The sequence below is a fragment of the Mesorhizobium sp. WSM3879 genome (genome assembly GCF_002294915.1).
Taxonomy (GTDB): domain Bacteria; phylum Pseudomonadota; class Alphaproteobacteria; order Rhizobiales; family Rhizobiaceae; genus Mesorhizobium.
In genome coordinates, this window is sequence record NZ_NSFZ01000001.1 from 465,267 (window position 1) to 478,776 (window position 13,510).

At 63.9% G+C, this 13,510-nt stretch carries 12 protein-coding genes; 10 read left to right on the plus strand and 2 right to left on the minus strand.

Annotation, left to right across the window (positions count from 1 at the left end):
* The first annotated feature begins 7 nt into the window (after positions 1-7).
* From CK218_RS02250 to CK218_RS02295, 10 genes are all read left to right on the plus strand, one after another.
* Positions 8-1,519 carry an aldehyde dehydrogenase family protein gene (locus tag CK218_RS02250; protein WP_095826727.1) on the plus strand — a complete coding sequence of 504 codons (1,512 nt, stop codon included), beginning with the start codon at positions 8-10 and terminating at the stop codon, positions 1,517-1,519.
* A 59-nt stretch (positions 1,520-1,578) separates the two neighbouring features.
* Positions 1,579-2,832 (plus strand): ABC transporter substrate-binding protein, encoded by a 1,254-nt coding sequence (locus CK218_RS02255; RefSeq protein WP_067002546.1) that lies wholly within the window; start codon positions 1,579-1,581, stop codon positions 2,830-2,832.
* A gap of 186 nt (positions 2,833-3,018) precedes the next feature.
* A complete protein-coding gene (locus CK218_RS02260) occupies positions 3,019-3,978 on the plus strand; it encodes a sugar ABC transporter permease (protein WP_067002547.1) in 960 nt (319 codons plus the stop codon).
* A complete protein-coding gene (locus CK218_RS02265; protein ID WP_095800490.1) occupies positions 3,975-4,919 on the plus strand; it encodes a carbohydrate ABC transporter permease in 945 nt (314 codons plus the stop codon). Before CK218_RS02260 ends, CK218_RS02265 begins: the two co-directional genes overlap by 4 nt.
* Positions 4,920-4,942: 23 nt before the next feature.
* Entirely contained in the window at positions 4,943-6,058 is a 1,116-nt protein-coding gene (locus tag CK218_RS02270; RefSeq protein ID WP_067325879.1) for an ABC transporter ATP-binding protein, read from the plus strand.
* A 106-nt stretch (positions 6,059-6,164) separates the two neighbouring features.
* Positions 6,165-7,667 (plus strand): GMC family oxidoreductase, encoded by a 1,503-nt coding sequence (locus CK218_RS02275; RefSeq protein WP_095781107.1) that lies wholly within the window; start codon positions 6,165-6,167, stop codon positions 7,665-7,667.
* Entirely contained in the window at positions 7,664-8,425 is a 762-nt protein-coding gene (locus tag CK218_RS02280; RefSeq protein ID WP_067002555.1) for a 3-ketoacyl-ACP reductase, read from the plus strand. The genes CK218_RS02275 and CK218_RS02280 overlap by 4 nt, the downstream gene beginning before the upstream one ends.
* Before the next feature lie 12 nt (positions 8,426-8,437).
* The gene (locus tag CK218_RS02285; protein WP_067002557.1) at positions 8,438-10,066 is read left to right on the plus strand and encodes a GMC family oxidoreductase N-terminal domain-containing protein; all 1,629 of its coding nucleotides are present in this window, start codon (positions 8,438-8,440) and stop codon (positions 10,064-10,066) included.
* A gap of 10 nt (positions 10,067-10,076) precedes the next feature.
* Complete coding sequence (locus CK218_RS02290; RefSeq protein WP_067002558.1) at positions 10,077-10,394, plus strand: Dabb family protein; 318 nt, start codon at positions 10,077-10,079, stop codon at positions 10,392-10,394.
* A 92-nt stretch (positions 10,395-10,486) separates the two neighbouring features.
* A complete protein-coding gene (locus CK218_RS02295) occupies positions 10,487-11,722 on the plus strand; it encodes an MFS transporter (RefSeq protein WP_067002765.1) in 1,236 nt (411 codons plus the stop codon).
* Here the strand turns inward: CK218_RS02295 and CK218_RS02300 are convergent.
* Together CK218_RS02300 and CK218_RS02305 are read right to left on the minus strand one after the other, a co-directional pair.
* Positions 11,709-12,554, minus strand: a complete 846-nt coding sequence (locus tag CK218_RS02300) for an EamA family transporter (protein ID WP_067002559.1) — start codon at positions 12,552-12,554, stop codon at positions 11,709-11,711. The genes CK218_RS02295 and CK218_RS02300 overlap by 14 nt on opposite strands.
* Before the next feature lie 7 nt (positions 12,555-12,561).
* On the minus strand, positions 12,562-13,479 hold the full coding sequence (locus tag CK218_RS02305; RefSeq protein ID WP_095826728.1) for an endonuclease/exonuclease/phosphatase family protein: 918 nt from the start codon (positions 13,477-13,479) through the stop codon (positions 12,562-12,564).
* Between the last annotated feature and the right edge of the window lie 31 nt (positions 13,480-13,510).

Consider the following 13,510-nt stretch of genomic DNA (forward strand, 5'->3'; position numbering starts at 1 on the left):
AGACACGATGAACGCACCGCTTAACATTTCCATGCCGGTCGAAGCGTCTCAGGCGCCGAAGAGCTACAAGCTTCTGATCGACGGCAAACATGTCGATGCCCGGGATGGCCGCACGATTGAACGCAACAGCCCCGGCCACGGTTTTGCGGTTTCACGCTATGCGCAGGCGGGTGCTGCGGAAGTCGACGCTGCGGTGCAGGCCGCGCACAAGGCCTTCGAGGCCGGCGCATGGCCGCGCATGAAGGCTTCGGAACGCGCCGCGGTGCTGCTCAAAGCGGCCGATCTGATCGAGGGCCGGCTGGAAGAGATTGCCAGGCTCGACGCGTTGGAATCCGGCAAGCCGATCGCACAGGCGCGCGGCGAGATCGGCGGCGCCGTCGACATCTGGCGCTATGCCGCTTCGCTTGCCCGCACGCTCCATGGCGAGAGCTACGCCAATCTCGGCGATGACATGCTGGGCGTGGTCGTGCGCGAGCCGATCGGCGTCGTCTCGATCATCACGCCGTGGAATTTTCCCTTCCTGATCGTCAGCCAGAAACTGCCCTTCGCGCTCGCCGCCGGCTGCACTGCCGTGGTCAAGCCGAGCGAGATGACCTCGGCCTCGACCTTCGTGCTCGGCGATATCCTGCTGGAGGCCGGCCTGCCGGCGGGTGTCGTCAACATCCTCGCTGGCCTGGGTAGTGATGTCGGCGCGCCGATGGTCAGGCATCCGCTGGTTGAGATGGTGTCCTTCACCGGCTCGACCCGCGTCGGCAAGATGACCATGGCGGCGGCGTCCAGTTCGCTGAAGAAGGTGTCGATGGAGCTCGGCGGCAAGAACGGCCAGATCGTCTTCCCCGGCGCCGATCTCGAAGCAGCGGCGGATGCCGCAGTCTTCGGCGGCTTCTTCAACGCCGGCGAATGCTGCAATGCCGGCAGTCGGCTGATCGTGCATGAGGCGATCGCGGACGACTTTCTCGGCGCAGTCAAGGCGCTGGCCGAGAGGGTGAAAGTCGGCGATCCGCTTGACGACCGCACCAAGGTCGGCGCGATGATCTCGGCCGACCACATGGCAAAGGTAGCCGGCTATGTGACGGCGGCCAAAACCGGCGGCGGCAGCGTATTCAGCGGCGGCGAACAGCTCGCCTCCAACGCCGGCCAGTATCTCGATCCGACCATTGTCCGCAACGTTACCGAGGACATGGAAATCGCGCGCGAGGAAGTCTTCGGGCCGGTGCTGTCCGTGCTCACTTTTGAAACGATTGAAAGGGCATTGCACATCGCCAACAACACGCCCTATGGTCTGTCTGCGGGAGTGTGGAGCGCCAGCATCGACACATGCATGTCGGTGGCGCGCGGTGTGCGTTCGGGGACGGTTTGGGTGAATACGTTCATGGAGGGTTATCCCGAACTGCCCTTCGGCGGCTACAAGCAATCCGGTCTCGGACGCGAACTCGGCAAACGCGCCGTCGAGGACTATACCGAGGAAAAGACAATCCAGTTTCATCGCGGCCAGCGCACCGGATGGTGGCTCGGCTGAGTTGGGAGACCCCGGCGGTCACCCCGCCGGTTATGTGAATGCAACAAGGGAGGTAGTACATGTTGCGCAAACTGCTTATCGGAACGGCTCTTGCGACGAGCTTTGCGTTCTCGGCGCATGCCGCGGACGTCAAGGAAGTGCAGATGCTGCATTGGTGGACGTCGGGCGGCGAAGCGGCTGCTCTGAACGTGCTGAAGCAGGATCTGGCCAAGGAAGGCTATGCCTGGAAGGACGTGCCGGTGGCCGGCGGCGGCGGCGACGCCGCCATGACCGCGCTGAAGGCAATGGTCGCGGCCGGCAACTATCCGACCGCCTCGCAGATGCTGGGCTACACCGTGCTCGACTATGCCGCTGCCGGCGTCATGGGCGACCTCACCGAGACCGCCAAGAAGGAAGGCTGGGACAAGAGCGTTCCGGCCGCCCTGCAGAAGTTCTCCGTTTATGACGGCAAGTGGGTCGCGGCTCCGGTCAACGTCCACTCGGTCAACTGGCTGTGGATCAACAAGGCCGTGATGGACAAGATCGGCGGCACCGAGCCGAAGACCTTCGACGACTTCATCGCCCTGCTCGACAAGGCCAAGGCCGCTGGCGTCATCCCGCTCGCGCTTGGCGGCCAGAACTGGCAGGAAGCGACCATGTTCGACTCCGTCGTGCTGTCGACCGGCGGACCGGAATTCTACAAGAAGGCGATGAACGACCTCGATGAGGAGTCGCTCAAGTCCGACACGATGAAGAAGTCGTTCGACAACCTCGCCAAGCTCGTCACCTATGTCGACCCGAACTTCTCGGGCCGCGACTGGAACCTCGCCACCGCCATGGTCATCAAGGGCGATGCGCTGGTTCAGGTCATGGGCGACTGGGCCAAGGGCGAGTTCCACGCCGCCAACAAGACCCCGGGCACGGACTTCCTCTGCTACCGCTTCCCGGGCACCGACGGCTCGGTGATCTACAACTCCGACATGTTCGGCATGTTTAACGTTCCGGACGACCGCAAGGCCGCGCAGGTCGCTCTGGCCACCGCCACCCTGTCGAAGAGCTTCCAGTCGGCTTTCAATGTCGTGAAGGGCTCGGTCCCCGCCCGTACCGACGTGCCGGACACCGACTTCGATGCTTGCGGCAAGAAGGGCATCGCCGACCTTAAGGCGGCTAACGAAGGCGGCAAGCTGTTCGGCTCGTTGGCCCAGGGCTATGGCGCGCCCCCGGCTGTCGCCAACGCCTACAAGGACGTCATCTCGAAGTTCGTCCATGGCCAGATCAAGACCTCGGACGAAGCCGTGACCGAATTGGTCAAGGCGATCGACGACGCCAAGTAAGGCGTTTTGCTGGAGCAATTCCAGGAAAAATGCATAGCGGTTTTCCGTTCGGAATTGCATAAACAAAACCACTCGAGTCTCCCCCGCTCCGGCGGGGGAGGTCTCCTGTCGAGACGATATACGGGATTGCTGCCTTGTGTGCGCCGCACGCTGGCTGGTCCCCAGTAACCGGTACTGGATAAGCCGATGAGCACAGTCGCCGAAACCCAAATCAAGCTGACGCCGGAACATGACGCCCGTCCCGGCGCCTCCGTCCGCTCGCGATTGCAGGACCTTTTGCCGAAGATCGTCCTGGCGCCGAGCTTCGCGGCGACGATCGTCTTCGTCTATGGCTTCATCCTGTGGACGATCTATCTGTCGTTCACCAACTCCAAGACCTTCCCATCCTACGACATCACCGGCGCCCGCGCCTATCAGCGGCTGTGGCGCTGGACCTTCGAGAGCGACCCGCCGTCGAGCTGGTACACCTCGATCACCAACATGGGCATTTTCGGCTTCCTCTACATCCTGATCTGCCTGGCGCTCGGCCTGTTCCTGGCCATCCTGCTCGACCAGAAGATCCGCGGCGAAGGCATGCTGCGGCCGATCTATCTCTATCCGATGGCGCTCTCCTTCATCGTCACCGGCGTCGCCTGGAAATGGTTCCTCGACCCCGGCCTCGGTCTCGAGCAGACGCTACACCAATGGGGCTGGACGAGCTTCCATTTCGACTGGATCAAGAACAAGGATTTCGTCATCTACACGGTGGTGATCGCCGGCGTCTGGCAGGCTTCCGGCTTCATCATGGCGATGTTCCTGGCCGGGCTTCGCGGCATCGACGGTGAGATCATGAAAGCCGCGCAGATCGACGGCGCAACCACGTTCCAGCTCTACCGCCGCATCGTCATTCCGCTGCTCAGGCCGGTGTTCCTGTCGGCCTTCATCGTGCTCGCGCATCTGGCCATCAAGTCCTATGACCTTGTCGTGGCGCTGACCAGCGGCGGACCGGGCGGTTCGGCCTGGCTGCCCTCCAACTTCATGTATGAGTTCACCTTCAAGCGCAACGAGATGGCGGTGGGCTCGGCGAGCGCGGTGATCATGCTGATGACGCTGACCGCGATCATCGTGCCTTATCTCTATTCCGAGCTCAGGGAGAAGCCGCGATGAGCGCCGTCACCTCACCGGCCAGCCAGGCATCGAGCGGCGTCAGCGCCAGGACAATCAACCGCATCGTCATCTACGGACTGCTTGCGCTGTTCGCGCTGTTCTACCTGATGCCGCTCTTCGTCATGCTGGTCACCTCGTTCAAGACCATGGACGAGATCCAGAACGGCAACATGCTGGCGCTGCCGCAGTCGCCGACCATCGCGCCATGGTTCAAGGCCTGGGGCGAAACCTGCGTCGGTCTCACCTGCGCCGGGATCAAGGGCTACTTCTGGAACTCCATCAAGATGGTGGTGCCGGCGGTGCTGATCTCGACGCTGCTCGGCGCGCTCAACGGCTATGTGCTGACCAAATGGCGCTTCCGCGGCCATACGCTGGTCTTCGCGATGATGCTGTTCGCCTGCTTCATTCCGTTCCAGTCGGTACTCTTGCCGATGGCGACCATCCTCGGCAGCATCGGCCGCTTCGGCGCCAGCCTGCAGAACGCGACGGGGTTCAACTTCGGCCTCGGCAACTCGACGGTCAACCTGGTCTTCGTCCATGTGGTCTACGGCCTCGGCTTCACCACCCTGTTCTTCCGCAACTATTACGAGGCCTTCCCGACCGAACTGGTGAAGGCGGCGCAGGTCGACGGCGCCTCCTTCTTCCAGATCTTCCGCCGCATCATGCTGCCGAACTCGATGCCGATCTTCGTCGTCACCGTCATCTACCAGTTCACCAACATCTGGAACGACTTCCTGTTCGCTTCCGCTTACGCCGGCACCGGCGACGTGATGCCGATGACGGTGGCGCTCAACAATGTCGTCAACACCTCGACCGGCGTCGTCGAGTACAACGTCAACATGGCCGCGGCGATGATCGCCGCGCTCCCCACCCTGATCGTCTATGTCGTCGCCGGCCGCTATTTCGTGCGCGGGCTGATGGCCGGCGCGGTCAAGGGCTGACCCTATTTTCTGAAGGAACGACCATGGCTTTTCTGGAAATTGATGGGCTGAAGAAGCGCTTCGGGAATGTCGAGATCCTGAAGGGCATCGATGTCGAGCTCGAAAAGGGCGGCTTCCTGGTGCTGGTCGGCCCGTCCGGCTGCGGCAAGTCCACCCTGCTCAACACCATTGCCGGGCTGGAAACCATCACCGAGGGCCAGATCCGCGTCGACGGCCGCGCGATCAACGATCTGCATCCCTCGAAGCGCGACATCGCCATGGTCTTCCAGAGCTACGCGCTCTATCCGAACATGACGGTTGCCGGAAACATCGCCTTCGGCATGGAGATGCGCGGCGTGCCGGCGGCGGAGCGCCAGGCGGCGATCGACAAGGTGGCAAAGATCCTGCAGATCGGTCACCTGCTCAACCGCAAGCCCAGCCAGCTTTCCGGCGGCCAGCGCCAGCGCGTCGCCATGGGCCGGGCGCTGGTGCGCGACCCGAAACTCTTCCTGTTCGACGAGCCGCTTTCCAATCTCGACGCCAAGCTGCGCGTCGACATGCGCATCGAGATCAAGCGCCTGCACGCCACGACCGGCACCACGATCGTCTATGTCACCCACGACCAGATCGAGGCGATGACGCTGGCGACCAAGATCGCCGTGATGCGCGACGGCGAGGTACAGCAGTTCGGCACGCCGGCCGAAGTCTACAACAATCCCACCAATATCTTCGTCGCCGATTTCATGGGCTCGCCGGCGATGAACCTGATCCCGGCCAAGATTGGCGCCAATGGCAGCGGGCTCTCGGTCGTTCTCGATCGTGAGGCCCGCCAACCGATCACGCTGTCGCTGCCCGGCGCGCCGACCGGCCTTGCGGCCTTCAAGGACAAGCCGGTCATCTTCGGCGTCCGCCCGGAAGCGCTGACCGATCCAGAAGGCGCCGAGCGCAACGGATCCGAAATCGCCACCGCCGACTGCCACATCGAAGTGGTCGAGCCGGCGGGATCGGACACGTTCGCCGTCACCAATCTCGGCGGCAAGGGCGTGGTGGCGCGGCTGCGCGCCGACGCCAGGATCCAGCCCGGCACCAGCACGCCGCTGGCATTCAATCTCAGCAAGGCGGTGTTCTTCGACCCGGCGACCGAGAAGCGCATTCTCTGATGCATGTCGCCCAAAAGTGGATCCGGTTTTGGGGCAGCGACATGCGTCAAGACAAAGATCTAAAGCGCGTGGTCCCGGTCAGTTCAAACACGACGCGCTTTAGACCATGACAAATCCGGATATCGTCATCATCGGCTCCGGCATCGGCGGCGCCACGATCGCCTCCGGCTTGGCCGGCAGCGGCGCCTCGATCCTGATCCTGGAACGCGGTGAACCGCTGCCCGCGACGCCGCATGCGCGCTCGACGCGCTCGATCTTCGTCGACGGGCATTACCGGCCGAAGGAGATGTGGCGCGAGGCCGGCGGCGCCGCGTTCAACCCCGGCAATTACTATTATGTCGGCGGCAACTCGAAATTTTTCGGCGCGGTGCTGATCCGCTACCGCAAGGAGGATTTCTCCGAGCTGGAGCATTTCGGCGGTGTCTCGCCGGCCTGGCCGTTTTCCTATGACGAGTTCGAACCCTGGTATTCGAAGGCCGAGCAGCTTTTCCGGGTGCGCGGCGCGCTCGGCGAGGATCCGACCGAGCCGTTCCATTCGGTTCCCTATGCCTTCAAGCCGGTGCCCGACGAACCTTCGATCGCGCGTGCGCGCGCCGAACTCAAAGGCCTCGGCCTGCATCCTGCCTCGCTGCCGCTCGGCGTCGACATCGAAGCCTGGCTGAAGGAGGGCAAGACCGGCTGGGATGCTTTTCCGAACACCGGCCAAGGCAAGGTCGACGCCCAGACCGGGCCTCTGGCGGCTGCGCTCAATGACAATAACATCAAGCTCGAAACCGGCGCCCATGTCGACTGGCTCGAGGCCTCGCCGGACGGCAAATCGATTGCCGCCATTCATTACACGCAGAACGGCTCGCAAAGGACGCTCTCGCCGAAGCTGGTCATCCTTTCGGCCGGCGCGATCAACTCCGCCGTCATCCTGCTGCGCTCGCCCTCGACAAACGGCAAAGGCCTCGCCAACAGTTCCGACCAGGTCGGCCGCAATTTCATGAACCACAATTCGAGCGCGATGCTGGCGATCGACCCGCGCCGCCGCAACGACGCCGTCTACCAGAAGACGCTGATGCTCAACGACTATTATCTGTCGGACGGCAAGGGCGGTAAACCACTCGGCAACGTGCAACTGCTCGGCAAGATCGACGGCAACATGCTGCGGGCCAATGTGAAGCTGGCGCCGAGATTCGCGCTCGATTTCATGGCCGGCCACGCCGTCGACTGGTACCTGATGTGCGAGGACCTGCCCGATCCTGAAAGCCGCATCCTGGTCGACGGCAAGGAGATCGTCATGCAGTGGCGGCGCTCCAACATGCAGTCGCTGGAAGGCCTGACCAAGGTGATGCGCGAAAACTTCCGCGCCTGCGGTTACCCGATCGTGCTGTCGCGCCCCTTCGACAAGCGCACGCCCTCGCACCAGTGCGGCACGGTGCGCATGGGCAACGACCCGGCGACGGCGCCACTCGATACGTTCTGTCGTGCTTACGACCATAAGAACCTGTTCGTCGTGGACGCCGGCTTCCTGCCGACCTCGGCGGCGGTCAATCCGGCGCTGTCGATCGCCGCCCAGGCGCTGCGCGTGGCAGACCATATCCGCAAGACGGAGTTCGCGGCATGACCCGCCGGGCAGCCATCGTCACCGGCGGCGCGCGCGGCATCGGCCTTGCCTGCACCGAGGCGCTGGCCGATGCCGGCTTCGATATTCTTGTTGCCGACCTTGCGGACAAGCCGGCCGATGGACTTGCCGAAAGCATCGCCGCGCGCGGCGCGAAGTTTGCCTATGCCAGCTGTGACATCGCTGATCTCGCCGGCCATCCAAAACTGGTCGCGACGGCGGTGGACGCCTTCGGCAGCATCGATTGCCTCGTCAACAACGCCGGCATAGGCGCCGTCGTGCGCGGCGACCTTCTGGAATTGAAGCCTGATAATTTCGACCACGCGCTAAATATCAATCTGCGCGGCACGGTGTTCCTCAGCCAGGCCGTCGCCAAGGCGATGCTGGCGACACCCGCCAGCTTTGCGAGGTCGATCGTCACCATCACCTCGGTCAGCGCGACAATGGCCTCGCCGGAGCGCGCCGACTACTGCATCTCAAAGGCAGGGCTTTCGATGTGGGTGAAGAACCTGGCGCTGCGGCTCGCCGCGGAAAACATCGGCGTGTTCGAGGTGCGGCCGGGCATCATTCGCACCGACATGACGGCAGGCGTATCCGCCAAATATGACGCGTTGATAGACGGCGGGTTGGTGCCGGCCAAACGCTGGGGCGAGGGCGCCGATATCGGCGCTGTGGTGGCCGCACTTGCCAGCGGAAAATTCGGCTTTGCAACCGGATCGGTCATCGATGTCGACGGCGCGCTCTCCGTGCCTCGTCTGTGAGTGAGTGGAACCATGGCTGACTACATCATCGTTGGCGCCGGACCGGCCGGTTGCGTGCTGGCCAACCGACTGAGCGAGGAGCCGACCAATTCAGTCCTGCTGCTCGAAGCGGGCGGCAAGGATTGGCACCCGCTGATCCACATGCCGGCAGGCTTCGCCAAGATGACCAAGGGCATCGCTTCCTGGGGCTGGTCGACGGTGCCGCAGAAGCACATGAAGGACCGCGTCTTCTGGTACACCCAAGCCAAGGTTGTCGGCGGCGGCTCGTCGATCAACGCCCAGATCTACACGCGCGGCAACGCCCGCGACTATGACGCCTGGGAGAAGGAAGAGGGCTTGGCCGGCTGGGGCTATCGCGATGTGCTGCCCTATTTCAAGCGCGCCGAGAACAACCAGCGCTTCGCCAACGATTATCACGGCGACCAGGGGCCGCTCGGCGTTTCCAACCCGATCTCGCCGCTGCCGATCTGCGAGGCCTATTTCCGCGCCGGCCAGGAGATGGGAATCCCCTTCAATCCGGATTTCAACGGCGCCAGCCAGGAAGGCGTCGGCTATTACCAGCTCACCCAGAAGGACGCGCGGCGCTCCTCCGCCTCGGTCGCCTATCTGAAGCCTATCCGCGCCCGCAAGAACCTGACGGTCAGGACCGATGTACTCGTCACCCGCGTCGTCGTCGAGAAAGGCCGCGCCATCGGCGTCGAGATCGTCGACAGGCCGAGCGGAGAGAAGACGATCCTGCGCGCGGAACGCGAGGTGATCATCTCCTCCGGCGCCATCGGCTCGCCAAAGCTCTTGATGCAATCCGGCATTGGCCCGGCCGATCATCTGAAGTCGGTCGGCGTCACGCCGGTCCATGACCTGCCCGGCGTCGGCTCCAACATGCAGGACCATCTCGACCTGTTCGTGATCGCCGAATGCACCGGCGACCACACCTATGACAACTATGCCAAGCTGCACCGCACGATGTGGGCCGGCCTGCAATACGTGCTTTTGAAGAAGGGCCCCGTCGCCTCCAGCCTGTTCGAGACCGGCGGCTTCTGGTACGCCGATCCGACCGCCGCCTCGCCCGACATCCAGTTCCATCTCGGTCTCGGCTCCGGCATCGAGGCCGGGGTCGAGAAGCTGAACAATCCCGGCGTGACGCTGAACTCCGCCTTCCTGCGCCCGCGCTCGCGCGGTACGGTGCGATTGAAGAGCGCCGACCCCGTCGATCATCCGCTGATCGACCCGAACTACTGGTCCGATTCCTACGATCGCGACATGTCGATCAAGGGACTGCGGCTGGCGCGGGAGATCATGCGGCAGAAGGCGCTGCAGCCTTTTGTGCTGCGCGAGGTGCTGCCCGGCCCTGCGCTGCAAAGCGACGCCGACCTCTTCGACTATGCCTGCCGCGCGTCCAAGACCGATCACCATCCCGTCGGCACCTGCCGCATGGGACATGATGCGATGGCTGTGGTGACGCCCGATCTCAGGCTGCGCGGCATCGACGGCCTGCGGGTCTGCGACGCGTCGGTGATGCCGCGTGTCCCCTCCTCCAACACCAATGCGCCGACCATCATGGTCGGCGAGAAGGGCGCCGATCTGATCCTCGGACGCGAGCCGCTGCCGCCGGCCGTGTTCAAGGGCAATAAGGCGGCTTGAGGGGAGAACAATGATCCGCCACTGCGTCTTTGTCCGCTTCGGCGACGGCACCTCCGCCGCCGAGCGCGCCGCGATTCACGCCGATCTCGAAGCGCTGCGCCCGGCCATCGACGGCATGGGCAAGGTTCATTTCAGCGCCAATGTCAGCCCGGAGCCGTTCGCGCGCGGTTTCGGCCATGGCTTTACCATCGATTTCCGCGATGCTGCCGCCCGCGACGCCTATCTGGCGCACGAGGCGCATCAGCGCGCCGGCGCTCGCCTGGTCGCCGCGCTCGAAGGGGGCACCGACGGGCTGATGGTCCTCGACTTGGAGTTTACGGAAATGTGACCGTCGGTTGATCGGAAACCGGCAAATGACCCGTTCTCTTTTGCACCGCATGGAACATATCGTTCCTTTCGCGGATGCAAAGGAGCAGCGATTTGAGTCTCACCTCGGAGCAGAAGAAAACCGTCGTCGCATCTTTCTTGGGCTGGACGCTCGACGCTTTTGATTTCTTCCTTCTGACATTCCTGCTCACCGATATCGCCGCTGAATTCCACACCGATGTCCCGGCGGTCTCCAAGGCGCTGTTCCTGACCTTGGCCACGCGATTCATCGGCGCGTTCTTGTTCGGCATGCTGGCCGACAAATATGGGCGCAAACCGCTGCTGATGCTCAACATCGTCAGCTACTCGGTGATCGGGGCGCTGGCCGCTTTCTCGCCGAATCTCGGCATATTCCTGGCGCTTCGGGCGCTGTTCGGCATCGCGATGGGCGGCGAATGGGGCCTTGGCAGCTCGCTCGCCATGGAATCCATTCCGCCCAGCGCCCGCGGCATGGTTTCGGGCATCCTGCAATGCGGCTATCCGGCGGGATATCTGCTGGCGGCAGTTGTCTATGGGCTGCTCTACGGCCAGAAGATCGGCGATTTCACCTTCGGCTGGCGCGCCATGTTCCTGCTGAGCTTCGTGCCGGCGCTGATCGTGCTCTTCATCCGCTCGCACGTGCCGGAATCGCCCGCCTTCGTCTCAGGCCGGGCGCAGGCGCGGCCAGGCCTCCTCGTAACGCTGCAGAAGCACTGGGGCATCGCGCTCTATGCCGTGGTGCTGATGATGTTCTTCAACTTCTTCAGCCATGGCACGCAGGACCTCTACCCGACCTTCCTGAAGAAGCAGCACGGCTTCGATCCGCACACGGTGAGCTGGATCACCATCGTCGCCAATATCGGCGCCATTGTCGGCGGTCTGGCGTTCGGCGCGCTGTCGGAGAAGATCGGGCGCATAAACGCCATCACGCTCGCCTGCGTCATTGCCCTGCCGGCTATTCCGCTCTGGGCCTATACGACGACGCCCTTCATGCTGGCGCTCGGCGCCTTCATCATGCAGGTGGCGGTGCAAGGCGCCTGGGGCGTCATTCCGGTGCATCTCAACGAGCTATCGCCGGGCTCCGTGCGGGCGACCTTGCCTGGCTTCATCTACCAGGCCGGCAATCTGGCGGCCTCCTATGGCGGCCCGTATCAGGCCGGCATCGCCGAAGCGCCGGGAGGCAGCTATGGCTATGCGCTGGCATTGTTTGCCGGCGTGGTCGCCGTCTGCATCATCGTCGTGATCCGCTTCAGCCCCGAGAAGCGTGGCGAGGTCATGACCGTGATCGACCGGGAAGTCAGCCCAGTCTGAGCGCCACCACGCCCGCGACGATGCCCAGCGCCGCGGCGGCGCGCCATGCCGTCATCTTCTCGCCCAGCGCCAGCACCGAGATCAGCATGGCGAACAGGATCGAGGTCTCGCGCAGCGACGCCACCGAGGCGATCGGCGCCTTGGTCATCGCCCACATCACGATCCAGTAGGCGGCGCCGCTCAGCACGCCGGTGAAGAGGCCTGCCTTCCAGTCCCGCGCCAGCAGGGGCAGCGACTGTGGCCCGCGAAAGGCGATGCACAGCACCAGCGCCCAGAGCGCATCGCAGACGAACAGCCAGGCCGCATAGCTTTGCGCGGTTGCCGCCAGCCGCGCGCCGCTGCCGTCCGACAGCGTGTAGCTGGCAATGAAGATCGATGTGCCGAGCGCGAAGCTGACGGCGCGCAGATTGAACCGTTCAAGATGCACGCCGCCGCGAAACGACATGACCAGCGTGCCTGCCGACAGAAGCACGATGCCGAAGATGGAGAGTGGCGCCGGTATCTCTCCGAGCAGAACGATGCCGCCGAGCGCGGAGAGCAGCGGCGCGGTACCGCGCGCCAGCGGATAGGTCTGAGCGAAATCGCCGGCCTTGTAAGCGCCGATCAGAAACGTCCGGTAGCCCATATGGAAGAAGACCGAGGCGAGGATGAATGGCCAGACCTCGGCTTTCGGCACTTCAACGAAAGGCAGCGCCAGCAGCGCCGCAGCCCCCATGCCGAGCGTCATCAAGGTGATCGACAGGAAGCGGTCGAGGTGCACCTTGACCAGCGCGTTCCAGATCGCGTGCATGGCGGCCGCCGACAGCACCGCGAGGAAGACGAAAAGCGTCATGCCCGCCTCACCCGCCTGCAAGCCCAGCGGCGATGCCTGGCGTTTCCAGATCGATATCGACCCTGAGCGGGAAATGGTCGGAGGCCACTTCGCCGATATCGGCGCTCACGGAACGCACCCGCCCGGCCAGCATGCCGCCAACGAAGCAATGATCGAGCCGGCGTTTCGCCAGCTTGCCCTCGATGTTCTTTTCATGCGTGTGGAAGTCCGTCACCGGCTTGGCGGCGACGGCTGCGGCATCGACGAACCCGTCGATATAGACGGCGCCGCGATGATAGGGCGTGCTGCCGACGATGCGCCGGTATTCCGCACTTCCCGGCTCCATGTTGAAATCGCCGAGCCAGATCGCCGCCAGCGGGTTTTCCGGCTCCGGCTCGCCATTCGCCCAGTTGCGCTGCGGCTCGTCATCGGCGCCGCTCCAGGGACCGCCATCGGACGGCGCGCGGCGCTGTTCGGCGAGCAGATAGTCGATCTGCTCCAGCCGCTCTTCGGCCGCGATATGGGCAAGATGCAGCGAGAAGACCCGCACGGATCCCGCCGGCGTCCGGATCATGCACTCCAGCGCGGCGGTGCGCGTGTTGAGGGGCTTGAGCGTGCGGCGCAGCGGCAGCGCATGCAGCCGCGACCAGACGATCGGCAGCTTCGACAGAAGCATCGTGCCGAACTGCCTGCGGCGGTTGACGATGCGCCCATCACGCTTTTCGCTGGCGTCCATGTCGAAGGCCGGACCGTACACCCAGTGATAGTCGGGCAGCAGCTTGGATAGGATTTCCGGCTGGTCGTCGCCGTTGCTGCGCTGCCAGTGCCGCTCCACTTCCTGCAGGGCGACAATGTCGGCGCCTTCGACCAGGCGCGCGGCACGCGCCAGATCGTAGCGGCCGTCGCTGCCATAGCCGTACTGGATGTTGTAGCTGACCAGCTTCATCGATTAACCGGCTGAATATCCGGCCACGGCA

Coding starts and splice junctions, on each gene's coding strand:
- CK218_RS02265 (WP_095800490.1), top strand. CDS start 3,975: ATGAGCGCCGTCACCTCACCGGCCAGCCAGGCATCGAGCGGCGTCAGC.
- CK218_RS02255 (WP_067002546.1), top strand. CDS start 1,579: ATGTTGCGCAAACTGCTTATCGGAACGGCTCTTGCGACGAGCTTTGCG.
- CK218_RS02305 (WP_095826728.1), bottom strand. CDS start 13,479: ATGAAGCTGGTCAGCTACAACATCCAGTACGGCTATGGCAGCGACGGC.
- CK218_RS02300 (WP_067002559.1), bottom strand. CDS start 12,554: ATGACGCTTTTCGTCTTCCTCGCGGTGCTGTCGGCGGCCGCCATGCAC.
- CK218_RS02270 (WP_067325879.1), top strand. CDS start 4,943: ATGGCTTTTCTGGAAATTGATGGGCTGAAGAAGCGCTTCGGGAATGTC.
- CK218_RS02285 (WP_067002557.1), top strand. CDS start 8,438: ATGGCTGACTACATCATCGTTGGCGCCGGACCGGCCGGTTGCGTGCTG.
- CK218_RS02275 (WP_095781107.1), top strand. CDS start 6,165: ATGACAAATCCGGATATCGTCATCATCGGCTCCGGCATCGGCGGCGCC.
- CK218_RS02280 (WP_067002555.1), top strand. CDS start 7,664: ATGACCCGCCGGGCAGCCATCGTCACCGGCGGCGCGCGCGGCATCGGC.
- CK218_RS02250 (WP_095826727.1), top strand. CDS start 8: ATGAACGCACCGCTTAACATTTCCATGCCGGTCGAAGCGTCTCAGGCG.
- CK218_RS02290 (WP_067002558.1), top strand. CDS start 10,077: ATGATCCGCCACTGCGTCTTTGTCCGCTTCGGCGACGGCACCTCCGCC.
- CK218_RS02260 (WP_067002547.1), top strand. CDS start 3,019: ATGAGCACAGTCGCCGAAACCCAAATCAAGCTGACGCCGGAACATGAC.